Source organism: Ramlibacter cellulosilyticus (assembly GCF_014297465.1).
GTDB classification, from domain to species: Bacteria; Pseudomonadota; Gammaproteobacteria; order Burkholderiales; family Burkholderiaceae_C; genus Ramlibacter; species Ramlibacter cellulosilyticus.
Window position 1 is genome coordinate 159,958 of the sequence record NZ_JACORT010000012.1, and the last position, 24,387, is coordinate 184,344.

A 24,387-nucleotide genomic window follows, 5' to 3' on the forward strand; every position below is an offset into this window, starting at 1 on the left:
CCCGGGGCCGCCCCGAATCCGCGCGCCGGCGGCATACTCGGCCGCATGCCCGTCCTGAGCCCCGCCGGCGCCTACGTGCTCGCCAATCCCGGCACCTTCGCACGCAAGGTGCTCAAGGGGTTCAAGTCCAACCAGGGGCTGCTGCTCGCCGGCGCGGTGGCGTACTACGCGCTGCTGTCGGTGGTGCCGCTGCTGATCCTGACGGTCATCGCGCTGTCGCACGTGGTGGACCAGGCGGAGCTGATGACGACCCTCGGGCGCTACCTCGAGTGGCTGTTCCCCGGCCAGTCGCGCGCGATCATCGCGGAGCTCGCCAATTTCGTGCAGCACCGCGACGTGATCGGCTGGGTGCTGTTCGGGACCATGCTGTTCTTCAGCTCGCTGGCGTTCACGGTGCTGGAGAAGGCGATGGCCGTCATCTTCCTGCACCGCTTCACCGTGAAGCGGCGGCACTTCCTCGTCTCCGCGCTGCTGCCCTACGTCTACATCCTGTGCCTCGGCTTCGGCTTGCTGGTGATGACGATGGTGGCGGCGAGCATCCAGGCCATGGGGGAGAACAGCGTCTTCTTCCTCGGGCTGGTGTGGTCCCTGCACGGCATGTCGGGCGTGCTGCTGTACCTGCTGGGCCTGGCGGGCGAAGTCCTGCTGCTGACCTCCATCTACATGGTGATGCCGGTGGGGCGGCTCTGGTGGCGCCACGCGCTCGTGGGCGGCGTCACCGCCACGCTGCTGTGGGAAGTGACGCGCCGCGTGCTGGTCTGGTACTTCACCACGCTGTCGCAGGTGAGCGTGGTGTACGGCTCGCTCACCACCGCGATCGTCGTGCTGTTCAGCCTGGAGATCGCGGCGACCCTGCTGCTCCTGGGCGCACAGGTGATCAGCGAGTACGAGCGCATCGACCGCAAGCCTAATCTCCCATGACGATGCCTTCGCGGCGCGGGTCCGCGCCGCCGAGGAGCATCTGCGTGCCGTGCACGTTGCCGACCGTGATCGCCTGCAGGCCGCTGGTCATGTCCATCTCGCGCACCTCGTGGCCGCGGGCCTGCAGCGCCTGCACGGTGGAGGGCGGGAAGCGGCCTTGTTCCAGCAGCGTCGGCCCGTTGTTGGAGCCGAAGTTGGGCAGGTCCACGGCCTGCTGCGGCGTCAGCCCCCAGTGCAGCACGCCATAGAGCGTCTTCGCCGTGTAGTGGATGATGAGCGCGCCCCCGGGGCTGCCGCCGCTCATGGCGAGCTGGCCCGTGGCCTTGTCGAACACCAGCGTGGGCGCCATCGAGGAGCGCGGGCGCTTGCCGGGCTGCACGCGGTTGGCGATGGGCCGGCCCTGCGCGTCGGCCGGCGCGAAGCTGAAGTCGGTGAGCTCGTTGTTCAGGAGGAAGCCGCGCACCATCTGGCGGGCGCCGAACTGGTCCTCGATGGTGGTGGTCATCGCGATCGCGTTGCCGAACGGATCGACGATGCTGATGTGCGAAGTGCCGTACTCCACCTGGTCCGCACCCGGCGCGTACCGGCTCGTGCGCTGCCCCGGGTTGCCGGGCTGCGCCGTCTTCATGCTCTGCGGACGGATCAGGCCGGCGCGCGCCTGCAGGTACGCGGGGTCCAGCAGGCTCATCCAGTTGCCCGCCGGCGGCTGCACGTAGTCGGGGTCGCCGACGTACTGGCCGCGGTCGGCGAAGGCGAGCCGGGCCGCCTCGGTGTACAGGTGCAGCCAGTCCGGCGAAGGCAGGCCGTTCTCCGGCGGCAGCGTGTCGGCCGTCGTGTTGGCGAGGATGCCGAGGATCTGCCCGATCGCGATCGCTCCCGAACTGGGAGGCGGGAAGCCGCAGATGCGGTATTCGCGCGGCGGCGTGCGGTAGTCCGTGCAGAGCGGCGCGCGCTTCTTCGCCTGGTAGGCCGCGAGGTCTGCCATCGTCAGCTTGCCGGGATTGGTGGGATGGCGCTGCACCTTGTCGACGATGGCCTGCGCGATCTCGCCGTCGTAGAAGGCGCGCGAGCCTTCGCTGGCGATGCGGCGCAGCACCGCGGCGAGCTGCGGGTTGCGCAGCGTGCTGCCGACGGCGACGGGCTCGCCGTTCGGCTGGTAGAAGTACGCGCGCGCGACGGGGTCCTTCTGGAGGTGGGCGTCGGCCTTGATCAAGGTGTTCAGGCGCGGGCTGACGCGGAAGCCGTCCTCCGCGAGCTTGATGGCGGGCTGGAACAGCGCGGCCCAGGGCAGCCTGCCGTATTGCCGGTGCGCCATCTCGAGCACCTTCACCGTGCCCGGCACCCCCACCGAGCGGCCGCCGACCACGGCTTCGTAGAAGGGCAGGGGCTTGCCGTCGGCGCCGAGGAAGAGGCGTTCGTCGGCGGTGTTCGGCGCGGTCTCGCGGCCGTCGAAGGCTTCGACTTCGCGGCCGTTGAAGTGCAGGAGGAAGGTGCCGCCACCGATGCCACTGGACTGCGGCTCGACGAGCGAGAGCACCATCTGCACGGCGATCGCCGCGTCCACCGCCGAACCGCCGGCCTTCAGCACCTGGTAGCCCGCATCGGTCGCGAGCGGGTTCGCCGCGGCGACGGCGAACTTGGTGGTGGCCCACCCGGGCTTCGCCGTGAGGCCGGAGGCGGCCTCCGGCTGCTGCGGCACCGTGTAGGTGAAGCCGGAGGAAGCGGTGGGGGCGCTCGGGGGACTGGCGCAGGCAGCCAGCAGGCTCGCGGCGGCGAGCCAGGTGAGGACGGGACGGCGCATCGTTGTTCTCCAGGTCCGGTGGTTCCGACCCGGCACTATAGGACGCGCGCCGTCCCCGCGGGGTTACTTCGGCGCCAGGCGGATCGCGCCATCGAGGCGGATCACCTCGCCATTGAGCATGTCGTTCTCGAAGATGTGCTTCGCGAGCTTCGCGTAGTCGTCCGGCGTGCCGAGGCGCGAGGGGAAGGGGACGCTCGCGGCCAGCGCGTCCTGCACCTCCTTGGGCATGCCGAACAACATGGGCGTGCCGAAGATGCCGGGGGCGATGGTCATGTTGCGGATGCCGTTGCGCGCGAGGTCGCGCGCGATGGGCAGCGTCATGCCGACCACGCCGCCCTTGGAGGCGCTGTACGCGGCCTGGCCGATCTGGCCGTCGTACGCGGCGACGGAGGCGGTGGAGATCATGCAGCCGCGCTCGCCGGTGGGCTCGGGCTCGTTCTTCGCCATCGCTTCGGCGGCGAGGCGGATCATGTTGAAGCTGCCCACCAGGTTGACCATGATGGTCTTGCTGAACACGCCGAGGTTGTGGGCGCCGTTCTTGCCGACGGTCTTCTCCGCGGGGGCGATGCCGGCGCAGTTGACGAGGCCCATCAGCTTGCCGAGGGACACCGCCCTGGCGACGGCGGCCTGCGCATCGGCTTCCTGGCTCACGTCGCACCTGACGAAGACGCCGCCGATCTCCTTCGCGACCTGCTCGCCTTTTTCCACCTGCATGTCGGCGACGACGACCTTGCCGCCGGCCGCCGCCAGCATGCGCGCGGTGCCTTCGCCGAGGCCGGAGGCCGCGCCGGTGACGAGGAAGACCTTGCCCTGAATGTCCATCGTTGTGCTCCTTGGATGTTCGCGTGGATTATGGCGACGAAAGAATGGCTCTTCACCGATTCCGGGGGCGCGAGCAGAAGAACGCAGAGGTCGCAGGGGTCACGCAGAGGTCGCAGAGAACAGCCGGGCCGGAGGGTTTTCTCTGCGACCTCTGCGTATCTCTGCGACCTCTGCGTTCTGGATTGCTTGGTGTCCCCGGAGCACCAAAAAAAATGCCCGCCGAAGCGGGCTTCCGTGGGTCCTCGCGGAGCCTGGTTACTTGAAACCGACGCGGTCCAGCATCTGCTGCACCTTCACCGTGTTCGCACCGACGGTGGCGATCGGGATCGTCTCCGCCTTGAACTCGCCGCCGCCGCTCATCGCGGTCAGGGCCGGGTTGCTCACTTTCACGCCCTTCGCGGTCGGCCACTCGTTGTTGCCGTTGGCGAAGTAGTTCTGCGCCTCGGGGCTCGCCAGGTATTCCAGGAACTTGACCGCGGCCGCGGTGTTCCTGCTGTTCTTCGCCACCGCACCGCCGGCGATGTTGACGTGCGTGCCCCAGGACTGCTGGTTGGGGAACACGATGCCGACGCGTTCCATCAGCTTGCGGTCTTCCGGGTTGGTGGAGCGCATCAGGCGCGCGATGTAGTAGCTGTTGCTCACCGCGACCTGGCATTCGCCCGAGCCGACGGCCTTGATCTGGTCGGTGTCGCCGCCGACGGGATCGCGCGCCATGTTGGCGACGAGGCCCTTCAGCCAGGCTTCCGCCTTCTGCTCGCCCAGGTGCTCCGTCACGGCGCCGAACAGCGACAGGTTGTACGGGTGCGAGCCGGAACGCAGGCACACCTTGCCCTTGTTCTTGGGATCGGCGAGTTCCTCGTAGGTGTCCACGTCCTCGCGCTTGACCTTGATCTTGTCGTACACGACCACGCGGGCGCGCGTGGAGAAGCCGAACCAGGTCGTGCCGTCGGCGGTGGCCGGGGCGCGCAGCTGGACCGGGATCGCGTCTTCCAGCACCTTGGACTTCACCGGCTTGAACAGGCCGTCGACGTCCGCGCGGTAGAGGCGGGCGGCGTCCACCAGCAGGACCACGTCGGCGGGCGAAGCGGCACCTTCGGCCTTCAGGCGCGCCAGAATACCGGCGTCGTCGGCGTCCACGCGGTTGATGCGGATGCCGGTGGCCTTGGTGAAGTTGCTGTACAGGGCCTCGTCCGTCGAGTAGTGGCGGGCGGAATAGAGGTTGAGCACCTGCTCCTGCGCGGCGGCATTGCCGAGGGCGGCGGCGAGCAGTGTCGCGACGGCGGCGACCTTGGAGATCATCGGTTCAGTCCTTTGGTGAGCGCTCTGTTGGGAGCGGACGATCATAAAACAAACGCGAATCATTCTCAGTAACTTTTGGCGCCGGCTGGCTGGCGGTGTCCTGACGGCTTGTGTCCTCGCGCTGGGCGGATGCGCCGGCACCCCGCCGGCCAAGCCGCCCGAAACGACGGCACCGCCCACGCCTGCCGTCGCCAAGGTGCCGCCGCGCGTGGGCCTGGCGCTCGGCGGCGGCGCGGCCCGGGGGTTCGCCCACGTCGGCGTGATCCAGGTGCTGGAGGAAGCGGGCATCAAGCCCGGCCTCGTGGTGGGCACCTCGGCCGGCAGCCTGGTGGCCGCGCTCTACGCGAGCGGGCGCAACGCCCAGCAGTTGCAGCAGGTGGCGATGGCCATGGACGAAGCGGCCTTCGCCGACTGGACCCTGCCTCTCTTCAACCGCGGCGTGCTGCGCGGCGAGGCGCTGGCGCGCTACGTCAACACGCAGGTGAACCACCGGCTGATCGAGAACATGGCGCTGCCGCTGGGGATCGTCGCCACGGACCTGCGCACGGGGCAGGGCGTCCTCTTCCAGCGCGGCGACACGGGCACGGCCGTGCGCGCGTCGAGCGCGGTGCCGGCGGTGTTCCTGCCCGTGCGCATCGGCGGCCAGGAGTTCGTCGATGGCGGCCTGGTCTCGCCGGTGCCGGTGCGCTACGCGCGGCAGATGGGCGCCGAGGTGGTGATCGCGGTCGACATCTCCAGCGCCCCCGAAGGCAATCCGTCGGGCGACACGCTGCAGGTGCTGCTGCAGACGTTCGCCATCATGGGCAAGAGCATCAACAGCTGGGAACTGAAGGACGCGGACCTCGTCGTCCGCCCCGCATTGACGGGCATGGGCAGCGGCGACTTCGCCGGCAAGCAGCGCGCGATCAACGCGGGCCGCGCGGCCATGCAGGCGTTGTTGCCGCAACTGCGCGCAGCGCTGGAAGCGAAGGCGCACGCCCCATGAAAAAAGCTCCCGGTGTTGCCACCGGGAGCCTGAAGGGATCCCTGAACCTTGGAAGGTGTCGAAAGGACCCGAGGAGACAACCTGAAGATACTCTCGCGACCGGGTCGCGCGAATACCGAATGAGTGGGAGTCTAGGACCGGAGTTCCCGCTCCACCGAAATGGAGTCAGGAACCGTCAATGCAAGACTCAGGCGCGCTTGGCCTTGGGGGCCTTGGCGGCGTTGACCGCGGTCGCGGCCACGGCGTTGAAGTTGGCTTCGGCGACGTCGGTCGCCTGCTTCACGGCCTTCTGCACGGATTCCAGGGCGTTGTTGCCGGCGGCAACGGCGCTCTTGAAGACGGCGACGGCGGTCTCGGAACCGGCGGGCGCGTTCTTGGCGGCGTTGTCCACGACGGCCAGGAACTTCTTCTGGGCGTCGGCGAACTGGCCTTCGAACGTGCGGCCGAACTCGGCGCCGGCGGTGGAGCTGATGTCGTACAGGTGGCGGCTGTAGGCGGCGGTCTTCTCGGCCAGGGGCTGGAAGAGGGAGGCCTGCAGGGCCAGCAGTTCCTGCGCATCCTTGACGGACAGCATGGACTGGGTGGTCTCGGCGGCTTCGGCCAGGGCGGCCTTGGTGGCGGTGACGTTCAGCTCGACGAGCTTCTCGACGCCTTCGAAGGCCTTCGAGGTCAGGCCGAACAGGGTTTCGACATTGGCCTTCTGGGCGGCCAGCAGTTGCTCAGCGGTCAGCATGGGATTTCTCCGGTAGGTGAAAGGGGTTGCGGGAACTTCTTCATCTGCCCTGTCGCATGTTGCAGTGCAGCATGGAAAGAAGTATAGGGCCGGCGCCGGTCATTGCAAGCCCTTTTTGTTGCGTTGCAGCAAAGTAGGCGTTCCTACCTAATGTCCGCCGGGCCGGGACAATGCGGCCGATGCAGGTCTTTTATGCGACGCAGTTCGTCCTGCCCCTGCCGCCCGGCCACCGCTTCCCGATGGAGAAATACCGGTTGCTGCGGGACCGCCTCGCCGCGGAGGTCCACGACGTGCAGCTCATGCAGGCCGAGCCGGCCACGGACGGCGAACTCGCCCTGGTCCATACGCCGGGCTACATCCAGGCGATCAGCGACGGCTCCGTGGACCCCCGGATCCTGCGGGAGATCGGCTTCCCCTGGAGCCCTGCCATGGCGGACCGCGCCCGCCGCTCCGTGGGCGCGACCATCGCCGCCTGCCGGGCGGCCTTCCGCGATGGCGTGGCGGCCAACATCGCAGGCGGCACCCACCATGCCTACCCCGACAAGGGCGGCGGCTTCTGCGTGTTCAACGATGCCGCCGTCGCCTCGCGCCTGCTGCAGGCGGAACACGCCCGCCACCAGCGCCGGCCCCTTCGGGTCGCGATCGTCGACCTGGACGTGCACCAGGGAAACGGCACCGCGCGCATCTTCCGCGACGACCCCACGGTGTTCACGCTCTCGCTGCACGGGCAGAAGAACTTCCCTTTCCGCAAGGAAGCGAGCGACCTCGACGTGGACCTGCCCGATGGCACGGGCGACGACGCGTACCTGCAGGCGCTGGAGCGCGCCCTCGACGAACTGGCGCACCGCTTCGACCCCGGCCTGGTGATCTACCTCGCCGGCGCCGACCCGCACGAAGGCGACCGCCTCGGGCGGCTCAAGCTCACGTGGGACGGCCTGGAAGCGCGCGACCGGCGCGTCTTCGACTGGGCGTGGCAGCGCGGGCTGCCGCTCGCGTTCGCGATGGCCGGCGGCTACGGCCACCGCATGGAGGACACGGTGCAGGTGCAGGTCAACACCTTCGCGGTCGCGGCGGCGTATGCGCGCCGCTGGCACAATCGCCCGCGATGAGCGACGCCAACAAGCCGCAGCCCGAGGGGCGCGAGGGCTACCGGGCCTTCCGCACGATCAGCACCCGCTGGATGGACAACGATGCCTACGGGCACGTGAACAACGTCGTCTACTACAGCTGGTTCGACACCGCCGTGAACGCGCACCTGATCGAGCAGGGCGTGCTGGACATCCACCGCGGCGACACGATCGGCCTCGTGATCGAGACGCAGTGCAACTATTTCGCGCCGGTGGCGTTCCCGCAGGGGGTGGAAGCCGGCCTGCGGGTCGCGAAGATCGGCACGTCCAGCGTGCGCTACGAGGTGGGGCTCTTCCTGCAGGACGAGCCCCTCACCGTGGCCAAGGGCCACTTCGTGCACGTCTACGTGGACCGTGCCACGCGCCGCCCGACGGCCTTGCCCGAGCGCCTGCGGCGCGTCCTGGAGGACTTGCAGTGAACACGAGCCAGGTGGCCACCGTGGTGGCCGATGCCGCCAGCGTGGACGACGCGATCGCCAGCCGCTTCTCCTGCCGCGCGTTCCTGCGCGACAAGCCGGTGGCGCGCGAGACGATCGCGCAGATCCTGGACGTCGCGAGCCGCGCGCCCTCCGGGACCAACACGCAGCCCTGGAAGGCCTACGTCCTCCAGGGCGCGAGCCGCGACAGCCTGGCGGACAAGGTGTGCGCCGCGCACGACGCGCTCTACGCGGACCCTTCGCTCGCGGAGCAGTACCGCGAGGAATACGACTACTACCCGACGAAGTGGGTGTCGCCGTACATCGACCGCCGCCGCGAGAACGGCTGGGGGCTGTACGGCCTGCTCGGCATCGCCAAGGGCGAGAAGGACAGGATGCATGCGCAGCACCAGCGCAACTTCCGCTTCTTCGATGCGCCGGTCGGGCTCATGTTCACCATGGACCGCATCCTCGGCCGCGGCTCGCTCATGGACTACGGCATGTTCCTGCAGAACGTGATGGTGGCCGCGCGCGCCCGGGGCCTCCACACCTGCCCGCAGGCGGCATGGAACGGCTTCGCGAAGATCATCCTGCCGCACATCGGTGCGACTGAAGGCGAGATGCTGGTCTGCGGGATGTCGCTCGGCTACGCCGACGTGGACGCGAAGGTGAACGGGTTCCACACGCCGCGCGAACCCGCGGCGAACTTCACGCACTGGCTGGAGTGAACCCGGGCGGGGTTCACGGCAACGCGAACCGCGCCCGCACGTCTTCCATGCAATTCAGCCGGCCTTCCGGCGGCAGCGCCTCGCAGCGCTGGCGCGCGGCGGCGAGCTGCTGCTGCGTCACGCGCTCCGCTTCCGCCGTGCGCGCCCGCACGGCGCCTTCCGAGCGCAGCGTGACCTCCGCCACCTGCCGCTGCAGCTTCGCCTCGGACTTCGCATCGGTCCTGGCGCGGCGCGCGTCATTGCGGCACACCACGCGCGACTGGCCGTCGAAGTCCTTGCAGCCGATCAGCGCGAGCGAGTAGCGCGCCTCCGCCCTGGCGAGGCGCAGCTTCTCGTCGTTGTCCGGCGTCGGTTCGGAGCGGAACTGCAGTTCCGCAACCTGCACGTCGCGCTCGCCGCGCGCTCGCTCGTTGCACAGCTCGCGGGAATGGCCTTCTACGCGCTTGCATCGCGCCTGCGACTGGTCGTACTGCTCCTCGATGCGCACGAGGTTCGCCTGCATCTCGTCCTTCGAGAGCAGGGGCGCGGTCGTCTGGGCGGCGGCCCCGAACGCCAGGGCGGCGGCGAGGAGGGCGAGGGGGTGCTTCATGTGCGGTTCTCCTGGCGGTCGCGGTGCGCGTCCTCGAGGCGGTGGTCGGGATGCTTCTGCTCGAAGTCGCGCACCTGCCGGTCGGCTTCGTCGCGCGCAACGCCATGCCGCTGCTGGATGCGGCCGAGCAATTGCTCGCGGCGGCCGGCAATCACGTCGAGGTCGTCGTCCGTGAGCTTGCCCCACTGTTCCTTCACCTTGCCCTTGATCTGGCGCCAGCGGCCCTGGATCCGGTCCTGGTTCATCGCTCTTCTCCCTGTAGCCCGCGCGGGGCTCCTGCGGCGGGATGGTGGCGCGGCCGTGTGGCTCGGCCGGTAGGAAGCGCTCCGCTCGCGCGGTAGGCTGCGGCCTACCTCCGCCATTGGTTATGCTCGGCGGCGCCGAAAGAAAAAGCAGGCCGGTCCGCCGGCCCACGAGGAGACCCGATGACCCGATTCCGGCCGCTGCTCGCGGCCTCCCTCCTGCTGTGCCCCGCCTGGGCTGGCGCCGCCGCCATCGATGCGACCCAGCTCTCGCCGCTGTGGGGCGTGCCCTTCGCCGGCATCCTGCTGTCGATCGCGCTGTGCCCGCTGCTCACGCCCTGGTTCTGGCACCACCACTACGGCAAGGTGGCCCTGGCCTGGGCGCTTGCCTTCATGCTGCCGTTCGCCGCGCTGTTCGGGGTGCAGGCCGCAGGCGGCGCGCTCGTGCACGTGATGCTCGAGGAGTACATCCCCTTCGTCATCCTGATCACCGCGCTGTTCACCGTGGCCGGCGGCATCTACATCCGGGGCAACCTGCGCGGCAGCCCCGCGCTGAACACGGCGATCCTCGCCATCGGCGCCTTCCTCGCGAGCTTCATGGGCACCACGGGCGCGTCGATGCTGCTGATCCGCCCGCTGATCCGCGCCAACGACGACCGCACGCACCGGGCGCACACGGTCGTCTTCTTCATCTTCATCGTTTCCAACGCCGGCGGCTCCCTCACGCCGCTCGGGGACCCGCCGCTCTTCCTCGGCTTCCTGCAGGGCGTGGATTTCTTCTGGACGATCAGCCACATCTTCCCGGAAACGCTGTTCCTCGTCGGCGCGCTGCTGCTCCTCTTCTACGCGCTCGACTGGTTCTACTACCACAAGCGCGAGGAGATCCGGCCCGTCGACCCGACGCCGGACACGCGCGGCATCGGCTTCGACGGCGCGCGCAACTTCTGGCTGCTGGCCGCGATCGTGGGGCTGGTGCTCCTGAGCGGCTTCTGGAAGTCGGACGTGGTGTTCCACCTCGCGGGCGCCGAGGTCGGCCTGCCCGGCCTGGTGCGCGACATCGGCCTCATCGTGGTCACCATCGCGTCCGTGCGCATCACGCCGGCTTCCGTGCACGAGGACAACCAGTTCTCCTGGGGCCCGATCCAGGAGGTGGCCAAGCTCTTCGCGGGCATCTTCGTCACGATCGTGCCGGTGATCGCGATGCTGCGCGCCGGCCCCGAGGGTCCCTTCGCGCCCATCATCGCCGCGGTCACGCGCGCGGACGGCACGCCCGACCCGGCCATGTACTTCTGGGCGAGCGGCATCCTCAGCTCCTTCCTGGACAACGCGCCGACCTACCTGGTCTTCTTCAACACCGCGGGCGGCGACCCGCAGCGCCTCATGACCGAGCTCGCGCCGGTGCTGGCGGCCATCTCCGCCGGTTCCGTGTTCATGGGCGCCAACAGCTACATCGGCAACGCGCCCAACCTGATGGTCAAGGCCATCGCGGAGGAGCGCGGTGTCAAAATGCCCAGCTTCTTCGGCTACATGGCCTGGTCGGTGGGCATCCTGATCCCCCTGTTCCTCGTCATGACCTTCATCTGGTTCCGCTGAAACCGCCATGACCCAACCCAAGATCCTCGTCGCCCGCGCCATCTTCCCGGAGACCCTTGCCTTCCTCGAAAAGCATTTCGAGGTGGAACACAACCAGGACGACGCGACCTGGGACAAGCAGGAACTCACCCGTCGCCTGCAGGGCAAGGTGGGCGCCTTCACGACGGGCACCGAGCGCATCGACGCCGAGGTGCTCGCCGCCTGCCCGGAGCTCAAGGTCTGCGCCAACATGGCCGTGGGCTTCAACAACTTCGATCTCGCCGCGATGACGAAAGCCGGCGTGCTGGGCACCAATACGCCCGACGTGCTGACCGAGACCACCGCCGACTTCGGGTTCGCGCTGCTGATGGCGACGGCGCGGCGCATGGCGGAGAGCGAGCATTACCTGCGCGCCGGCCAGTGGACCAAGTGGCGCTACGACATGTTTGCCGGCGCCGAGGTGCACGGCAGCACGCTGGGCATCCTGGGCATGGGACGCATCGGCCAGGGCATCGCGAAGCGCGGCGCCCACGGCTTCGGCATGAACGTCATCTACCACAACCGTTCGCGCCTGTCGCCCGAGCTGGAGGCCGCGTGCAAGGCCCGCTACGTGGGCAAGGAAGAACTGCTGAAGACGGCGGACCACCTCGTGCTGGTGCTCCCGTACTCGGCGGAGTCGCACCACGCGATCGGCGCCGCGGAACTCGCGCAGATGAAGCCCACCGCCACGCTCGTCAACATCGCGCGCGGGGGCATCGTCGACGACGCGGCGCTCGCCCGCGCCCTGAAGGACCATCGCATCGCTGCCGCGGGCCTCGACGTCTTCGAAGGCGAGCCGAAGGTCCACCCCGACCTGCTCACCGTGCCCAACGTCGTCCTCACGCCGCACATCGCGAGCGCGACCATCCAGACCCGCCGGGCGATGGCGCAGCTCGCCGCCGACAACCTCGTCGGCTTCCTCGTGAACGGCAAGCCGCTCACCCCCTTGAACCCCGAGGTCCTGAAAAAGTAGTGGAAATCTGGATCGTGATGGCGCTGGCCCTGGCCAGCGTCGTGTTGCTGGTGGCCTTGCTCCTGCGCAAGCCGCCGGTGCCGGACACGGGCCGCGCCGAGCTGATGGCGGCCAGCGAGCGGCTGGAGCGCGAACTGCGCCGCGAGATCAGCGAATCCTCGCGCGGACTGCGCGGCGAGCTCACGCAGACGCTCGCCTCCTTCCAGCAGATGCTGCTGCAGCAGGGCCAGGAAGCCACGCGCACGCAGAACGCGCAGATCGATGCGTTCGCCCAGCAGCTCGCGCTGACGCAGAAGACCATCGCCGACTCGCTGCGCGACCTGAGCGAATCGAACGCGCGTCGCATCGCGGAAGTGCGGCAGACGCTGGAGACCCAGCTCCACGCGATGCAGCAGACCAACGCGGCCAAGCTGGAGGAGATGCGCCGCACCGTCGACGAGAAGCTGCAGTCCACGCTGGAAGCGCGCCTGGGCGAAAGCTTCAAGCAGGTGGCCGAGCGGCTGGAGCAGGTGCACCACGGCCTCGGCCAGATGCAGACGCTCGCGCAGGGCGTGGGCGACCTCCAGCGCGTGCTGACGAACGTGAAGACGCGCGGCATGTTCGGGGAGGTGCAGCTCGAAGCGCTGCTGGAACAGGTGCTCACCCCCGAGCAGTACGGCAAGCAGGTGGAGACCAGGCCGCGCAGCAACCAGCGCGTGGATTTCGCCATCCGCTTCCCGGGCCGCAGCGCCGACGGCCAGCCCGTGTGGCTGCCCATCGACGCGAAGTTCCCGCGCGAGGACTACGAGCGGCTGCTCGATGCACACGACCGCGCCGACCACGCCGGCATCGACAGCGCCGGGCGCGCGCTCGAAGTGCGCATCCGCGAGGAAGCCAAGTCCATCTGCGAGTCCTACCTCGCACCGCCGCACACGACGGACTTCGCGATCCTGTTCCTGCCCATCGAGAGCCTCTACGCCGAGGTGCTGCGGCGGCCGGGACTGATGGACAGGATCCAGCGCGACTACCGCGTCACGCTGGCCGGCCCGACCACGCTGCTGGCGATGCTCAACAGCCTGCACATGGGCTTTCGCACGCTGGCCCTGGAACAGCAGGCCTCCGAGGTGTGGAAGGTGCTGGGCGCCGTGAAGACCGAGTTCGACAAGTACGGCGAATGGGTGGCGCGCATCAAGGAGCAGGTGCAGAAGGCCGCCGACACGGTCGACAAGGCCGACACGCGCACGAAGATGATGCGGCGGGCGCTCAAGAACGTGGAAGCGCTGCCCGAGAACCAGTCCCAGGCCTTGCTGCCGCTGGCCGACAACGGTGACGACGACGAGTCCTGAACCCCACGCGCGCCGGCGCGAGCTGTTCCGGCTGATCCTCGGCCACATCTTCCTGCACGCCACGATGGCGGGCATGCGCATGGCCGCGCCGCTGATGGCGCTGCGGGCCGGCTACAGCGAGCTGGCCGTGGGCGTGCTGCTGTCGCTCTATGCGCTGATGCAGGTGTTCCTGTCCCTGCCGGCCGGCCGCTACGCGGACCGCCACGGGCTGAAGCGGCCGTTCGCGATCAGCGTGGGCGCGGCCTGCCTCGGGGGTGCGCTCGCGTTCGCCTGGCCCGTGTTCCCGGTGCTGTGCGTCGCGGCGCTGCTCACCGGCGGCGCGACCGGCGGTGCGGTCATCGCACTGCAGCGGCACGTGGGGCGCGCGGCGCACACGCCCGAGGAGATCAAGCGGGCGTTCTCCTGGCTCGCGATCGGCCCGGCGTTCTCCAACTTCGTGGGACCCTTCGCCGCGGGGCTGGTGATCGACCATGCGGGCTTCCGCGCCGCCTTCCTCATGCTGGCGCTGATGCCGCTGGCGACCTGGTACTTCGTACGGCAGGCGCACGAGCTGGCGCCGGTCGTCCAGCCGCACGGCGCCCACAGGGGCAAGGCGTGGGACCTCTGGCGCGACCCGTCGTTCCGCCGGCTGATCCTGGTCAACTGGTTCCTGTCCTCGGCCTGGGACGTGCACACCTTCGTGGTCCCGGTGCTCGGGCACGAGCGCGGCCTCTCCGCGTCGGTGATCGGCACCATCCTCGGCCTGTTCGCCTTCTCGGCGGCGGCGATCCGCGTCTTCCTGCCGATGCTGGCGGCCCGCGTGCACGAATGGGTCCTGATCGTGACCGCGATGGCGGCCACGACCGTGATCTATGCGGTGTACCCGTTCATGCACGTGGCCCTCACCATGGGGCTGTGCTCGGTGCTGCTCGGGTTCGCGCTGGGCATGGTGCAGCCCATGGTCATGAGCATGTTGCACCAGATCACGCCCGAGCACCGCCACGGCGAGGCCGTCGGCATGCGCATGCTGGTCATCAATGCCTCCAGCGTGGCCATGCCGATGCTGTTCGGCACGGCCGGCGCGGTGGTGGGCATCAGCGCCGTCTTCTGGACGGTCGCCGCCACGGTCGGCGGAGGCATCCGCGTCGCGTGGCGGCTGAAGGACATCAAAGCCGGTAGAAGTTCCGGATGATGTCCCAGGCGGCCTGGGGATCGTCCGCGAACTGGAACAGGTCCAGGTCCGCGGGCGAGATCACGCCTTCGTCGACCAGCATCTCGAAGTTGATCAGGCGCTTCCAGTAGTCCGAGCCGAACAGCACGATCGGCACGGCGCGCGCCTTCTTCGTCTGCACGAGCGTGATCACCTCGAACAGCTCGTCGAGCGTGCCGAAGCCGCCGGGGAAGGCGACGAGGGCCTTCGCGCGCATCATGAAATGCATCTTGCGCAGCGCGAAGTAGTGGAACTTGAAGGACAGCGCGGGCGTGACGTACGGGTTGGCCGCTTCCTCCATCGGCAGGGCGATCGACAGGCCGACGCTGACGCCGTCCGCCTCGTGCGCGCCGCGGTTGGCCGCCTCCATGATGCCGGGGCCGCCGCCGGTGCAGACGAACAGCATGTCGCGCGGCTCCTTGCCGGCGCTGTACTCCGCCACCAGCCGGCCGAAGGCGCGGGCCTTCTCGTAGTAGTGCGCGTTGCGGGCGAGCGCCTTGGCACGGCGCGCGTCCACCGGCGCCGGGCCGGTCTCGCCCCCGGCGTCGGGCGCGACCGGCTGGACCGCGGTTTCGGCCTTCTTCACCAGCGCCTCGGCGCTCGCCTGGTCGCGGAAGCGCGCGCTGCCGAACACGACGATGGTGTTCTCGATGCCGTGCGCCTGCTGTTCCAGGTCGGGCTTGAGCAGCTCCAGCTGGATGCGGATGCCGCGCGTCTCGCGGCGCAGCAGGAACTCGGGGTCGGCGAAGGCGAGGCGGTTGGCCTCCGGGTCCAGGGGCAGGCCGGCGTCGGCGTGGGCCTGCAGGGTCGCCCAGGCATCGGCCAGCCGCCGGTCGTGAATGTTGCGGGTCGAAGACATATGCACCGATTGTGGCCGGAATCCCGCCTGCGCCGGGTTCCCGGCGGGCGTGGCCAGCCGCTATCCTGTCGGGCAAAGAAGAGAGGATGCGTTGGAGAACCCGGTCTACCACGTGCTGCACGAAGGCCGCAGGCTCGGCCCGTTCGACCGCCGCACCATCGTCGGCATGAAGGTGAAGAAGACGCTGAGCAGCAAGGACGTGCTGCTCGGCGACGACGGCACGCACCTCACCGTCGGCGAACTCGTGCGCCAGGGCCAGCCGGACACCGGCTTCGAGGCGAGCAGCCTCGCCGCGCCGCTGGCCGGCAGCAGCAGCTATTCCGTCGTGCAGGGCATCCACGCCGCGCAGCTGCTGGAGGTGGAGGGCAAGGGCCACGACATTCCGGCGTTCAAGGGCGAGGTCGAGGTTCGCGTGCAGACCAAGGTGCTGCGCATTTCCGGCCGCTTCCGCGAAGGCTTGTCCTGGAAGGAGGACCGCGTGAAGTTCCCGCTGCAGGACATCGCGCATGCCCGCCTGCGCGGCACGGTCGTGGACCTGTGGGTGCGCACCACCGCGGCCAAGCGCATGCAGCGCGTGAGCCTCGACCTGCTCAAGCCCGCCGCCGCCGGCGAACTCGCCGAGAGCCTGCCGTACACCGCGCCGTATCCGGGGAGCGAGCCGCTGGCGGGTCGCTCCCCTGGCGCCGTGAGCACCTTGCAGCCCCTGATGTGGGCCGCGGTGGTCGGCGCGGTCGTCACGATGGCGGGCTTCCTGGTCTGGGCGCTCACGCGCCACTGAGCTCAGAACGCCAGGGCCAGGCCCACGGGCACCGACAGCACGGCCAGCGCGTTCCCCAGCAGGATCATCGCGGCGACGCGCTCGGGCTCCTGCCCGTAGCGTTCGGCGAGCAGGTACTGCATGACGGCCGGAGGCAGCGCGGCGAACAGGATCAGTTGGGCGCGCGCCGTGCCTTCCAGGCCCAGCGCCCAGGCGAGCGGCACGGCGACCCCCAGTCCCACCAGCGGCCGCGCGAACGCCCCGAGCAGCCCGCGCGGCACGTCGCGCCGGCGCAGCTGCGTGAGGCGCACGCCGAGCGCGAACAGCATGAGCGGCACCATCGCTTCGCCCAGCAGCTTCAGGCCGGAGAAGAGCATGTCCGGGGGCCGCACGCCCGTGGCGGCGCTCGCGAAGCCCAGCGCGCTGGCGATCATCAGCGGGCTGAGCAGCAGCTCGCGCGTGCTCGCGCCCGCGCTGGTGATGCGCGAGCCGACCGAGAAGTGGATCAGGTTGCTGATGGAAAACAGCGCCACCGCGGCGCCCAGGCCCTGCGGCCCGAAGGCGAAGAGCGCGAGCGGCAGCCCCATGTTGCCGCAGTTCGTGAACATCACGACCGGCACCAGGGTGCGCGGGGAAGTGTGGGCCGCGCGCGCCACGCCCCACGCGACGAGGCCCGTGAGCAGGATCAGCAGCGCGCCCGCGCCCAGCAGCGGCAGGTTCTCCTGCAGCCGGAACTCCTTGCCGGCCAGCGCCGTGTAGACGATCACGGGCGTCAGCACGTCCAGCACGATGCGGTTGAATGCGCCCATGTCCGGGTGCACGCGCCGTGCGTAGGCGTAGCCGATGGCGACGATCAGGAACACCGGCACGATCACTTCCGCGATGCGGGTGACCAGCTCCATCAGGCGCTCCGCAGGGCCAGCCAGGCCAGCAGCCGGTCGCGCGCCGGCGCCAGGCTCTTGTACGCGAGGACGGCGTCGCTCATGGACGCGAGCGAGGCCTGGAGGCGCAGCGCATCTTCGCGCGTGCGCACGGCGTCGGCCAGCGGCTGCAGCATCACGCGGATCGTGAACACCGCCTGGCCCGGGACGCCCGGAATGGGGAAGAAGGTCTGGCGTTCGCTGCGCAGGAAGCATTGCGCGGCGAAGGACTGCGGATCCGCCGTGTCCGGCCAGGGCGTGCGAGCGTGGCGGCGCGGGTGCTGGTCGTAGCGGGCACCGGGCGTCACCGTCCAGACGAAGCGTTCGAAGCGCTCGCCGCCGGTCACGAGCCGCACCAGCTGCGCCGCGGCCGCGAGGAGCGCCTGGTTGTCCGCCACGGGCGTGTGCACCGCGGGGAACGGCAGGCCCAGCTTGTCCTCCGGCGCCCAGTGCGAAGGGACGGACACGCACAGCCAGGGCAGGGTGGCGCCTTGCGCCTCCAGCACCGCAAAGTCTTCCTCGAACGCGAGCTCGATGGGTTCCGAAGCCGCGATGCCCTCGGCGCGGGCCTGCGCCAGGATGGCCGCGATCGCCGGCTGCGGGTCGAAGCCCGGAACCGCGAGGCGGCTGGCGCCGGCGTCCAGCACGCGCTTCTTCTCCTGCCACAGCGGGCTGCCCGGGGCGAGCGGCGTCAGGTGGCGCGCGTCCGCGCCCAGGCGCTGCAGGCCGGGCTGCATCCGGAACGGGACGGCGATGCGGTCGAACGCGAAGGACACGGCGGAAAAGAAAAAGGCCCCTTGCGGAGCCTTCGTCGCGGGATGCGCAGCTTACACGCGGCGGCGGTATTCGCCGGTGCGGGTGTCGATTTCCACCTTGTCGCCCTGCGCCACGAAGATCGGCACGCCGATCTCGAAGCCGGTGGCGATCTTGGCCGGCTTGAGCACCTTGCCCGAGGTGTCGCCCTTGACGGCCGGCTCGGTCCAGGTGATCTCGCGCTCGAGGCTGGTCGGGATTTCGACGGAGATGGCCTTGCCTTCGTAGAACACCACTTCGGCCGGCATGCCGTCCTCGAGGTAGTTCAGGGCGTCGCCCATGTTGTCGGCTTCCACTTCGTACTGGTTGTACTCGGTGTCCATCCACACGTACATCGGGTCGGCGAAGTAGGAGTAGGTGCACTCCTTCTTCTCCAGCACGATCTGGTCCATCTTGTCGTCGGCCTTGAAGACGACTTCGGTGCCCTGGTTGTTCAGCAGGGACTTGAGCTTCATGCGCACGGTGGCGGCGTTGCGGCCGCCGCGGGAGTATTCGGTCTTCAGCACGACCCACGGCTGGCCGTTCTGCATGATGACGTTGCCGGCGCGGATTTCCTGAGCGATTTTCATGACGGTGTCTTCGGTGGAGAAGCCGCGGCGCGCGCAGGGTCTGCGGTGGGCGGCAGGTGTGTGCGTCTGCGGGCGCGGTCTGCCCTGTAACGCAAAGCTCTATATTGTAGCGCGGGCCGCCGCGAACCGCACCAGCTCGGTGGCGAGCTCGGGCAGGGCGTCCACCTCGGCGAGGGCGCGCACCGCGGTGTCGTTCCACGCCGCGAGGTCGATCGGCGGCAACGGGCCCGCGGCGACCCCGTTCCACGCCAGGAAAAAGTCACGCTGGTCCGCAGGCGGCTGCAGCCAGGCGAGGAAGGCTTCCAGCTTGGCGTGGTGGGCGAGGTCGTCCTGGGGATAGACCTGCCACAGGAGCGGGACCCCGGCGAGCAGTCCGCGCACCACCGAGTCCTCTCCGCGGACGAAATTCAGGTCGCAGGACCACAGCAGTTCGTCGTAGGCCCGTTGGGCGAGCAGGGGCAGCCAGTGCAGGCGCAGGTTGCCGGTGTCCCGTGCGCCAGCGGCCCGGACGGCAGCGGCCGCGCGTCCGGAGGTGACCAGCAGGTGCGCCGACGCTTCGCCGGCAGCCAGTTGTGCCAGCAGCTGCGGCAGTGCCGCGGGTTCGTAGCAGAACAGGCTCACCACGCGCTCTCCGGGCGCGATGCCGAATCGACGCCGCCAGGCAGCGCGGTCGAACCCCGCGCGACGCGCAGCCAGGTCCCGCTCACGCAGCAGCCCGCCCGTACGCGTGCTGAAGCCCGGATAGAAGAAGTGCTTGGTGAGTCCCGCCCCCGGCCCCGACATCACCGGCGAGGGCAGGCCGTGGCTGCGCTCGACGTACCCCTCGGCCGAGAGGTATTCGAGGTTGATCCACGCGGGAGGCCGCGCGCCCGCCGCCATGCGCGCGACAAAGGCCGGGGGCGGATCGCAGCCGAAAGCCTCCACCGCCACGTCGCCGGGCTCCTCGTGCGGCAGCGGGTCGCGCCAGGGCAGCACCTCCACGCCGGGCGCGCGCTGCGGGGCCATCCACGCGAGCATGGAGCTGTCGTCCATCCAGAGGCGGACCGTTTCCCCGCGCGCGGCGAGCTCCGCCGCCACGCGCCAGCACACGCCCGCGTCGCCGTGGTTGTCGATGACCCGACAGAAAAGGTCCCAGCGCATCGGCCCGGATAATAGGTGAATGCATTCCGAGGAACTGCTCGCGCAGGTGGCGGCGCTGCCCGGCCTGCCGGGCGTCTACCGCTACTACGACGCCGAGGGCACCGTGCTCTACGTGGGGAAGGCGCGCAACCTGAAGAAGCGCGTCTCCAGCTACTTCACGAAGAACCACGGCGGCACGCGCATCGGCCACATGGTCGGAAAGATCACGAAGCTCGAGACCACCGTCGTGCGCTCGGAAGCCGAGGCGCTGCTGCTCGAGAACAACCTGATCAAGACGCTGGCGCCGCGCTACAACATCCTGTTCCGCGACGACAAGAGCTATCCCTACCTGAAGATCACCGGCTCGCCCGAGCGGCTGCCCGTGACGAAGGAGGGCGCGCTGGCGATGCCTTCCGCCTTTCCGCGGGTCGCGTACTACCGCGGTTCCGTCGACCGCAAGCACCGCTACTTCGGGCCGTACCCCAGCGCCTGGGCGGTGAAGGAGTCCATCCAGCTGCTGCAGAAGGTGTTCCGCCTGCGCACCTGCGAGGACACGGTGTTCGCCAACCGCACGCGGCCCTGCCTGCTGTACCAGATCAAGCGCTGCACCGGCCCTTGCGTCAACCTGATCACGCCGCAGGCCTACCAGCAGGACGTGCTGAACGCCGAAGCCTTCCTGCGCGGCGACGCGCAGAGCGTGCTGAATGCGCTCGAGGCGCGCATGCTGGAGCACGCCGGGAAGCTGGAGTTCGAGCAGGCCGCGGAACTGCGCAACCAGATGGGCGCCCTGTCCAAGGTGCTGCACCAGCAGTCGGTGGAGACGGCGTCGGACAAGGACGTGGACATCCTGGCCGTGCGGGTGCAGGGCGGCAAGGCATGCGTGAACCTGGCGATGATCCGCGGCGGCCGCCACCTGGGCGACCGCGCCTACTTTCCCAGCCACCTCGAGGACGCGTCGGTCGTCCAGGAGTTCGACGACGCCGAGGACGCCGTGCGGGCGCAACCGATCGAGGAGCAGGTGCTGGAAGCCTTCATCGCGCAGCACTACATCGGCGTGCCGCTGCCGTCGGCGCTGATCACGAGCCATCCCGTGCAGCCCGAACTCGTCGAGGCGCTGTCCTCGCAGGCGGGCAGCCGCATCGGCGCCGTGCACAACCCCCGTGGCCAGCGCCGCCTGTGGCTGGAGATGGCGGAGAAGAACGCGGAACTGCAGCTCGCGCGCCTGCTGGCGGAAGAGGGCTCGCAGCAGGCCCGCACGCGCGCGCTGGTGGATGCGCTGGACCTGGCGCCGGACCACCTGGACACTTTCCGCGTGGAGTGCTTCGACATCTCGCATACGGCGGGCGAGGCGACGCAGGCGTCCTGCGTGGTCTTCCACCACCACCAGATGCAGAACCGCGAGTACCGGCGCTACAACATCGAGGGCATCACGCCCGGCGACGACTATGCGGCCATGCGCCAGGTGCTGACGCGCCGCTACGCGCGGCTGGCGCAGGCGGGGCGGGACACGCCGGACGCGACGCCGTCGGAGGAGCAGGAAGCCGCGGAGGTCGCCGCAGTGGAGATCGCCGAAGCGCCCGTGGTGGCCGAAGCGCCCGCGCAGGAGGAAGCGGCACCGAAGCGTGTGAAGGTCGGCGGGGGCGGCAGCGCCCAGCGCCTGCCGGACCTCGTGCTGGTCGACGGCGGCCGGGGCCAGGTGAGCATGGCCCGCGAGGTGTTCGCGGAGCTGGGGCTGGACCTGTCCGTGATCGTCGGGGTGGAAAAGGGCGAGGGCCGCAAGGTGGGCCTGGAGGAGCTCGTGTTCGCCGACGGCCGCGAGAAGGTCTACCTGGGGCGCGAATCCGCGGCCCTGATGCTGATCGCCCAGATCCGCGACGAGGCGCACCGCTTCGCCATCACCGGCATGCGCGCGCGCCGCGCCCGGGTGCGGGTGGGCGGCAGCCAGCTGGAGGAGATCCCCGGCGTGGGCGCCAAGAAAAGGGCGCGGCTGCTGCAGCGTTTCGGGGGCGTGCGCGGCGTGGCGGCGGCCAGCGTGGAGGACATCGCCACGGTGGAAGGCATCTCCCGCGAACTGGCGGAAGAAATCTATCGCGCATTGCATTGAAGGGCGGGTGCGCCGCGTCATGCACAATCGGGGTCCATGTTCTTCACGGTCCCGACGCTCCTGACCTGGACGCGCATCGTCGCCATCCCGCTGCTGGTGGGGGTGTTCTACATCGGGCTGCGGCCGGAGGTGCAGAACCTCGTGGCCACCGTGATGTTCATCGTCTTCGCCGCCACCGACTGGCTGGACGGCTACCTGGCCCGCAAGCTGAACCAGACGTCCTCTTTCGGCGCCTTCCTGGATCCGGTCGCGGACAAGTTCCTGGTCTGCGCCTCGCTGCTGGTGCTGGTGCACCTGAAGCGCGCGGACGTCTTCGTGGCCCTGATCATCATCGGCCGCGAGATCGCCATCTCCGCGCTGCGCGAATGGATGGCGCAGATCGGCGCGTCCAAGAGCGTGGCCGTGCACATGCTGGGCAAGCTGAAGACCACGGTGCAGATGATCGCGATCCCCTTCCTGCTGTACGACGGCCACCTGTTCGGGGCCATCGACACGGCGCTGTGGGGCACCTGGCTGATCTGGATCGCCGCCATCCTGACCGTGTGGTCGATGATCTACTACCTGCGCAAGGCGCTGCCGGAAATCCGCCGGCGCGTGAACCGCTGACGAACACATGACGGCTGCCGTGGGCGAGCGGGCCGATCCGCTGGTGCGGGCGATGCCCGCGGTGTTCGTCCTCATCTGGAGCACCGGCTTCATCGTCGCGCGCTACGGGATGCCGCATGCGCCGCCCATGAAGTTCCTGGCCTGGCGCTATGCGCTGTCCGTGGCGGCCTTCCTGGCGTGGGCGCTGCTGGCGCGCGCCGCCTGGCCGCGCGACCGCCGCCAGCTGATGCACCTCGCCGTCACCGGCATCCTGATGCACGCCGGCTACCTGGGCGGCGTCTGGGCCGCGGTGAAGGCCGGCATGGGCGCGGGGCTCGCGGCGCTGCTGGTCGGCCTGCAACCGGTGCTGACGGCCATCTGGATCTCCACGCAGGGCGGGCGCGTCGGCGCGCGCCAATGGCTGGGCCTGGGGCTGGGGCTCGCCGGCCTGCTGCTGGTGGTGTGGCAGAAGCTGGGCCTGGGCGAAGTCGGTCCGCTCAACCTCGCCTTCGCGACCATCGCGCTGTTCGCCATCACCGCCGGGACGCTGTACCAGAAGCGCTTCGTCGCGCCCTGCGACGTCCGCACGGCCAACCTCGTGCAGCTGGCCGCGGCCTTCGCCGTGACGCTGCCGCTCGCGCTGCTGGAACGGGAAGGCATGCGCTGGTCGCTCGCCGACGGCAGCCTCAACCCCCAGTTGTTCGGCGCGCTCGCGTGGTCCGTGCTGGGCCTGACGCTGGGCGGCAGCTCGCTGCTGTACCTGCTGATCCAGCGTGGCGCGGCCACGAGCGTGACCAGCCTCATGTACCTCGTGCCGCCGACGACGGCGCTCATGGCGTGGGTGCTGTTCGGGGAACCGATCACGATGCTGATCGTGGCCGGGATGGCGCTCACCGCCGTGGGCGTGAGCCTGGTCGTGCGGCCTTCCAGGGCTCGGCCCTGAACTTCTCGGCGAGGAAGTCCACCAGCAGCCGGATGCGCTTGGGCGTGGTCGCCGTCTGCGGCGCCAGCCAGTGGATGTCCGCGTCGGCCATCGCGTAGGCCGGCAGCACCCGCACCAGCTCGCCGCTGGCGAGCGCCCCGGCGATGTCCCACAGGCTGCGCAGCATGATGCCGCGACCGGCCACGCACCAGTCACGCACCAGTTCACCGGAGTTGCTGGAAAGCGGGCCGCCCACGCGCACGCGCGCCTCGGTGCGGTCGCGTTCCCGCTGCAGGCGCCAGACGTCGAAGCGTTCGTTCTCGCGCACGACGAGGCAGTCGTGGGCAGCGAGATCCTCCAGTGTCGCCGGCGTGCCGCGCTCGCGCAGGTAGGAAGGGGCGGCGACCAGCACGCGCTGGTTGCGCGCGAGCCTGCGCCCCGTCCATTCGCTGGCGCGCTGGCCGCGCACCGCCCAGAGCCAGACGGCCCCGTCGAAACCTTCGACGGCGAGGTCGGGCAGTTGCTCGGTGAGCTGCAATTGCACCTCCAGCTGCGGATGGCGCTGCTGGAACTCCGCGATGGCAGGGCCCACCCACACGCGGCCGAAGCCGAAGGTCGCGGCGAGGCGGATGCGGCCCACGGGTTCGCGGTGCCGCTCCTGCAGCTCGGCTTCCATGGCCTGGAAGCCGGCGAGCAGCTCGCGCGCGCGCTCGCAGAGCGCTTCGCCCTCCGGCGTGGGCACGACCTTGCGCGTGGTGCGCTGGAAGAGCTTGACCCCCAGCCGGCCTTCCAGCGCGGCGAGGCGCTTGGTGACCACCGACGGCACGACGTCCGCGGCCGCCGCGGCGCCCGCGAGGCTGCCGTGCTCGCGGATGGCGAGCAGCAGCTCGAGGTCGGGGCGGTCGAGGTTTGGCTTCATTGCTGCCGGATGGGAAAGAATGGCTTGCCGGATTATTGCTGGTGCCGGCCGCTGCGCGG

The 24,387-nt window shown here is 69.6% G+C and carries 25 protein-coding genes; 13 read left to right on the plus strand and 12 right to left on the minus strand.

What is annotated here, in order from left to right; genetic code table 11:
• The first annotated feature begins 45 nt into the window (after window positions 1-45).
• Window positions 46-921 carry a YihY/virulence factor BrkB family protein gene (locus H8N03_RS22915; protein ID WP_187078551.1) on the plus strand — a complete coding sequence of 292 codons (876 nt, stop codon included), beginning with the start codon at window positions 46-48 and terminating at the stop codon, window positions 919-921.
• Here H8N03_RS22915 and ggt read toward each other — a convergent pair.
• The 3 genes from ggt to H8N03_RS22930 all read right to left on the minus strand — a co-directional run bounded on the left by ggt (window position 908) and on the right by H8N03_RS22930 (window position 4,843).
• Window positions 908-2,722, minus strand: a complete 1,815-nt coding sequence (ggt, locus tag H8N03_RS22920) for a gamma-glutamyltransferase (protein ID WP_187078552.1) — start codon at window positions 2,720-2,722, stop codon at window positions 908-910. The genes H8N03_RS22915 and ggt overlap by 14 nt on opposite strands.
• A gap of 63 nt (window positions 2,723-2,785) precedes the next feature.
• On the minus strand, window positions 2,786-3,544 hold the full coding sequence (locus H8N03_RS22925) for a 3-hydroxyacyl-CoA dehydrogenase (RefSeq protein WP_187078553.1): 759 nt from the start codon (window positions 3,542-3,544) through the stop codon (window positions 2,786-2,788).
• A gap of 255 nt (window positions 3,545-3,799) precedes the next feature.
• Window positions 3,800-4,843 carry an extracellular solute-binding protein gene (locus H8N03_RS22930; protein ID WP_187078554.1) on the minus strand — a complete coding sequence of 348 codons (1,044 nt, stop codon included), beginning with the start codon at window positions 4,841-4,843 and terminating at the stop codon, window positions 3,800-3,802.
• A gap of 61 nt (window positions 4,844-4,904) precedes the next feature.
• Between H8N03_RS22930 and H8N03_RS22935 the strand changes: the two genes are divergently transcribed.
• Complete coding sequence (locus H8N03_RS22935) at window positions 4,905-5,828, plus strand: patatin-like phospholipase family protein (RefSeq protein WP_435531683.1); 924 nt, start codon at window positions 4,905-4,907, stop codon at window positions 5,826-5,828.
• Window positions 5,829-6,015: 187 nt separating this feature from the next.
• Here H8N03_RS22935 and H8N03_RS22940 read toward each other — a convergent pair whose 3' ends face one another.
• Window positions 6,016-6,561 (minus strand): phasin family protein, encoded by a 546-nt coding sequence (locus H8N03_RS22940; protein ID WP_187078555.1) that lies wholly within the window; start codon window positions 6,559-6,561, stop codon window positions 6,016-6,018.
• Between the two features lie 179 nt (window positions 6,562-6,740).
• On the opposite strand from H8N03_RS22940, the gene H8N03_RS22945 reads away from it, so the two are divergent.
• The 3 genes from H8N03_RS22945 to H8N03_RS22955 are packed head-to-tail and all read left to right on the plus strand — an operon-like array spanning window position 6,741 to window position 8,832.
• A complete protein-coding gene (locus tag H8N03_RS22945) occupies window positions 6,741-7,670 on the plus strand; it encodes a histone deacetylase family protein (protein ID WP_187078556.1) in 930 nt (309 codons plus the stop codon).
• Window positions 7,667-8,107 carry an acyl-CoA thioesterase gene (locus H8N03_RS22950; RefSeq protein ID WP_187078557.1) on the plus strand — a complete coding sequence of 147 codons (441 nt, stop codon included), beginning with the start codon at window positions 7,667-7,669 and terminating at the stop codon, window positions 8,105-8,107. Before H8N03_RS22945 ends, H8N03_RS22950 begins: the two co-directional genes overlap by 4 nt.
• The gene (locus H8N03_RS22955) at window positions 8,104-8,832 is read left to right on the plus strand and encodes a nitroreductase (protein ID WP_187078558.1); all 729 of its coding nucleotides are present in this window, start codon (window positions 8,104-8,106) and stop codon (window positions 8,830-8,832) included. The genes H8N03_RS22950 and H8N03_RS22955 overlap by 4 nt, the downstream gene beginning before the upstream one ends.
• A 13-nt stretch (window positions 8,833-8,845) precedes the next feature.
• On the opposite strand, the gene H8N03_RS22960 is transcribed toward H8N03_RS22955, so the two are convergent.
• Entirely contained in the window at window positions 8,846-9,421 is a 576-nt protein-coding gene (locus tag H8N03_RS22960; RefSeq protein WP_187078559.1) for a hypothetical protein, read from the minus strand.
• Entirely contained in the window at window positions 9,418-9,666 is a 249-nt protein-coding gene (locus H8N03_RS22965) for a CsbD family protein (RefSeq protein ID WP_187078560.1), read from the minus strand. The genes H8N03_RS22960 and H8N03_RS22965 overlap by 4 nt, the downstream gene beginning before the upstream one ends.
• A 180-nt stretch (window positions 9,667-9,846) precedes the next feature.
• Here H8N03_RS22965 and H8N03_RS22970 point away from each other — a divergent pair, with 180 nt between their 5' ends.
• The 4 genes from H8N03_RS22970 to H8N03_RS22985 are packed head-to-tail and all read left to right on the plus strand — an operon-like array spanning window position 9,847 to window position 14,743.
• On the plus strand, window positions 9,847-11,256 hold the full coding sequence (locus H8N03_RS22970) for a sodium:proton antiporter (protein ID WP_187078561.1): 1,410 nt from the start codon (window positions 9,847-9,849) through the stop codon (window positions 11,254-11,256).
• A 7-nt stretch (window positions 11,257-11,263) separates the two neighbouring features.
• Window positions 11,264-12,247: a 2-hydroxyacid dehydrogenase gene (locus tag H8N03_RS22975; protein ID WP_187078562.1), complete on the plus strand. Its 984-nt coding sequence runs from the start codon at window positions 11,264-11,266 to the stop codon at window positions 12,245-12,247.
• Between the two features lie 17 nt (window positions 12,248-12,264).
• On the plus strand, window positions 12,265-13,572 hold the full coding sequence (locus H8N03_RS22980) for a DNA recombination protein RmuC (RefSeq protein WP_187078604.1): 1,308 nt from the start codon (window positions 12,265-12,267) through the stop codon (window positions 13,570-13,572).
• Window positions 13,553-14,743 (plus strand): MFS transporter, encoded by a 1,191-nt coding sequence (locus tag H8N03_RS22985; protein WP_354005166.1) that lies wholly within the window; start codon window positions 13,553-13,555, stop codon window positions 14,741-14,743. The genes H8N03_RS22980 and H8N03_RS22985 overlap by 20 nt, the downstream gene beginning before the upstream one ends.
• Here the strand turns inward: H8N03_RS22985 and H8N03_RS22990 are convergent.
• Window positions 14,718-15,620 carry an LOG family protein gene (locus H8N03_RS22990; RefSeq protein ID WP_187078563.1) on the minus strand — a complete coding sequence of 301 codons (903 nt, stop codon included), beginning with the start codon at window positions 15,618-15,620 and terminating at the stop codon, window positions 14,718-14,720. The genes H8N03_RS22985 and H8N03_RS22990 overlap by 26 nt on opposite strands.
• 91 nt (window positions 15,621-15,711) lie before the next feature.
• On the opposite strand from H8N03_RS22990, the gene H8N03_RS22995 reads away from it, so the two are divergent.
• A complete protein-coding gene (locus H8N03_RS22995; RefSeq protein WP_187078564.1) occupies window positions 15,712-16,398 on the plus strand; it encodes a hypothetical protein in 687 nt (228 codons plus the stop codon).
• Window positions 16,399-16,400: 2 nt separating this feature from the next.
• On the opposite strand, the gene H8N03_RS23000 is transcribed toward H8N03_RS22995, so the two are convergent.
• From H8N03_RS23000 to earP, 4 genes are all read right to left on the minus strand, one after another.
• Window positions 16,401-17,279 carry an AEC family transporter gene (locus H8N03_RS23000; RefSeq protein ID WP_187078565.1) on the minus strand — a complete coding sequence of 293 codons (879 nt, stop codon included), beginning with the start codon at window positions 17,277-17,279 and terminating at the stop codon, window positions 16,401-16,403.
• Window positions 17,279-18,073, minus strand: coding sequence for a heme-dependent oxidative N-demethylase subunit alpha family protein (locus H8N03_RS23005; RefSeq protein ID WP_187078566.1), 795 nt, complete (start codon window positions 18,071-18,073; stop codon window positions 17,279-17,281). The genes H8N03_RS23000 and H8N03_RS23005 overlap by 1 nt, the downstream gene beginning before the upstream one ends.
• A 51-nt stretch (window positions 18,074-18,124) precedes the next feature.
• Window positions 18,125-18,679 carry an elongation factor P gene (gene efp, locus H8N03_RS23010; protein WP_187078567.1) on the minus strand — a complete coding sequence of 185 codons (555 nt, stop codon included), beginning with the start codon at window positions 18,677-18,679 and terminating at the stop codon, window positions 18,125-18,127.
• Between the two features lie 99 nt (window positions 18,680-18,778).
• Window positions 18,779-19,819, minus strand: coding sequence for an elongation factor P maturation arginine rhamnosyltransferase EarP (earP, locus tag H8N03_RS23015; protein WP_187078568.1), 1,041 nt, complete (start codon window positions 19,817-19,819; stop codon window positions 18,779-18,781).
• 19 nt (window positions 19,820-19,838) lie between these two features.
• Here earP and uvrC point away from each other — a divergent pair, with 19 nt between their 5' ends.
• Genes uvrC through H8N03_RS23030 form a run of 3 tightly spaced genes read left to right on the plus strand, consistent with a single transcriptional unit; the run spans window position 19,839 to window position 23,430 of the window.
• Window positions 19,839-21,902 (plus strand): excinuclease ABC subunit UvrC, encoded by a 2,064-nt coding sequence (gene uvrC, locus H8N03_RS23020; RefSeq protein WP_187078569.1) that lies wholly within the window; start codon window positions 19,839-19,841, stop codon window positions 21,900-21,902.
• 36 nt (window positions 21,903-21,938) lie between these two features.
• Window positions 21,939-22,508: a CDP-diacylglycerol--glycerol-3-phosphate 3-phosphatidyltransferase gene (pgsA, locus tag H8N03_RS23025; RefSeq protein ID WP_187078570.1), complete on the plus strand. Its 570-nt coding sequence runs from the start codon at window positions 21,939-21,941 to the stop codon at window positions 22,506-22,508.
• Window positions 22,509-22,515: 7 nt separating this feature from the next.
• Complete coding sequence (locus H8N03_RS23030; RefSeq protein ID WP_255428352.1) at window positions 22,516-23,430, plus strand: DMT family transporter; 915 nt, start codon at window positions 22,516-22,518, stop codon at window positions 23,428-23,430.
• Here the strand turns inward: H8N03_RS23030 and H8N03_RS23035 are convergent.
• On the minus strand, window positions 23,378-24,328 hold the full coding sequence (locus tag H8N03_RS23035) for a LysR substrate-binding domain-containing protein (RefSeq protein WP_187078571.1): 951 nt from the start codon (window positions 24,326-24,328) through the stop codon (window positions 23,378-23,380). The genes H8N03_RS23030 and H8N03_RS23035 overlap by 53 nt on opposite strands.
• Window positions 24,329-24,387: the final 59 nt, after the last annotated feature.

What these genes read in the sequence shown, in the direction of transcription:
- H8N03_RS22915 (WP_187078551.1), top strand. Translation starts at nt 46, where the DNA reads ATGCCCGTCCTGAGCCCCGCCGGCGCCTACGTGCTCGCCAATCCCGGC.
- ggt (WP_187078552.1), bottom strand. Translation starts at nt 2,722, where the DNA reads ATGCGCCGTCCCGTCCTCACCTGGCTCGCCGCCGCGAGCCTGCTGGCT.
- H8N03_RS22925 (WP_187078553.1), bottom strand. Translation starts at nt 3,544, where the DNA reads ATGGACATTCAGGGCAAGGTCTTCCTCGTCACCGGCGCGGCCTCCGGC.
- H8N03_RS22930 (WP_187078554.1), bottom strand. Translation starts at nt 4,843, where the DNA reads ATGATCTCCAAGGTCGCCGCCGTCGCGACACTGCTCGCCGCCGCCCTC.
- H8N03_RS22940 (WP_187078555.1), bottom strand. Translation starts at nt 6,561, where the DNA reads ATGCTGACCGCTGAGCAACTGCTGGCCGCCCAGAAGGCCAATGTCGAA.
- H8N03_RS22945 (WP_187078556.1), top strand. Translation starts at nt 6,741, where the DNA reads ATGCAGGTCTTTTATGCGACGCAGTTCGTCCTGCCCCTGCCGCCCGGC.
- H8N03_RS22950 (WP_187078557.1), top strand. Translation starts at nt 7,667, where the DNA reads ATGAGCGACGCCAACAAGCCGCAGCCCGAGGGGCGCGAGGGCTACCGG.
- H8N03_RS22960 (WP_187078559.1), bottom strand. Translation starts at nt 9,421, where the DNA reads ATGAAGCACCCCCTCGCCCTCCTCGCCGCCGCCCTGGCGTTCGGGGCC.
- H8N03_RS22965 (WP_187078560.1), bottom strand. Translation starts at nt 9,666, where the DNA reads ATGAACCAGGACCGGATCCAGGGCCGCTGGCGCCAGATCAAGGGCAAG.
- H8N03_RS22970 (WP_187078561.1), top strand. Translation starts at nt 9,847, where the DNA reads ATGACCCGATTCCGGCCGCTGCTCGCGGCCTCCCTCCTGCTGTGCCCC.
- H8N03_RS22975 (WP_187078562.1), top strand. Translation starts at nt 11,264, where the DNA reads ATGACCCAACCCAAGATCCTCGTCGCCCGCGCCATCTTCCCGGAGACC.
- H8N03_RS22980 (WP_187078604.1), top strand. Translation starts at nt 12,265, where the DNA reads ATGGCGCTGGCCCTGGCCAGCGTCGTGTTGCTGGTGGCCTTGCTCCTG.
- H8N03_RS22990 (WP_187078563.1), bottom strand. Translation starts at nt 15,620, where the DNA reads ATGTCTTCGACCCGCAACATTCACGACCGGCGGCTGGCCGATGCCTGG.
- H8N03_RS23000 (WP_187078565.1), bottom strand. Translation starts at nt 17,279, where the DNA reads ATGGAGCTGGTCACCCGCATCGCGGAAGTGATCGTGCCGGTGTTCCTG.
- efp (WP_187078567.1), bottom strand. Translation starts at nt 18,679, where the DNA reads ATGAAAATCGCTCAGGAAATCCGCGCCGGCAACGTCATCATGCAGAAC.
- earP (WP_187078568.1), bottom strand. Translation starts at nt 19,819, where the DNA reads ATGCGCTGGGACCTTTTCTGTCGGGTCATCGACAACCACGGCGACGCG.
- uvrC (WP_187078569.1), top strand. Translation starts at nt 19,839, where the DNA reads ATGCATTCCGAGGAACTGCTCGCGCAGGTGGCGGCGCTGCCCGGCCTG.
- pgsA (WP_187078570.1), top strand. Translation starts at nt 21,939, where the DNA reads ATGTTCTTCACGGTCCCGACGCTCCTGACCTGGACGCGCATCGTCGCC.
- H8N03_RS23030 (WP_255428352.1), top strand. Translation starts at nt 22,516, where the DNA reads ATGACGGCTGCCGTGGGCGAGCGGGCCGATCCGCTGGTGCGGGCGATG.
- H8N03_RS23035 (WP_187078571.1), bottom strand. Translation starts at nt 24,328, where the DNA reads ATGAAGCCAAACCTCGACCGCCCCGACCTCGAGCTGCTGCTCGCCATC.